This window comes from Flammeovirga aprica JL-4 (assembly GCF_012844305.1).
GTDB lineage: Bacteria > Bacteroidota > Bacteroidia > Cytophagales > Flammeovirgaceae > Flammeovirga > Flammeovirga aprica.
In genome coordinates, this window is record NZ_JABANE010000404.1 from 1 (window position 1) to 585 (window position 585).

Genomic DNA, 585 nt, shown 5'->3' on the forward strand with positions numbered 1-585 from the left:
CGCTTGCCAGTAACCGGCACAGGGTCGGAAAACGATATTCCTGACGTTGTTCAACCCGCCGCGCCGCCTGATAAACCCAGGAAGGGTTTACGTATCTGGCGACCTCCGGGCGTAACGTATCCAGCAGGCGCTGCGTGTGCCGCTGCTCCCATAAAAAGCCTTTTCCCAGGAACAGCTTCATCTGGCTCACTGGCACCTGACGGCTGGTCATCACGTAGCGGGGTAAGCGCCGGATATTACGGCGATAGCGAAGTACCCGCAGCCCTTCGCGGGTGCGCTTAATCGCGAATATCCCCAGCGCTCCGGCCATCACGTAGCTAACGCTGGGCGCTAAAGCAATCGCCCACGGCGCGGTAACGCAAACATAGCTGGCGCAGGCGGATACCACGGCGGTATTCAGTTCAACCGCCGGTCGCAGCAGGGCTTCAATCACATAGCGATCGCTCACCTGGTTGCCTCCCGGATTGGAAGGCGTGTCATTAGCTTCATTGTTCAATTCCCTTTTCGCTGATGAATACCGGGTAGTGTTGCAACCCCAGCCGCTTCGCCAGATCGCTGCCGGATACCGGCAGCAGCTCGATATCA

Annotated in this window: 2 protein-coding genes; both read right to left on the reverse strand. The window is 58.6% G+C overall.

The window, feature by feature from the left end; all coding sequences use genetic code 11:
• Positions 1-496: hypothetical protein (locus HHU12_RS34620; protein ID WP_262889460.1), on the reverse strand; the 496-nt coding region annotated here is incomplete at its 3' end.
• Positions 486-581: a DUF2859 domain-containing protein gene (locus HHU12_RS36070; RefSeq protein WP_394353235.1), complete on the reverse strand. Its 96-nt coding sequence runs from the start codon at positions 579-581 to the stop codon at positions 486-488. The genes HHU12_RS34620 and HHU12_RS36070, both read right to left, overlap by 11 nt.
• Between the last annotated feature and the right edge of the window lie 4 nt (positions 582-585).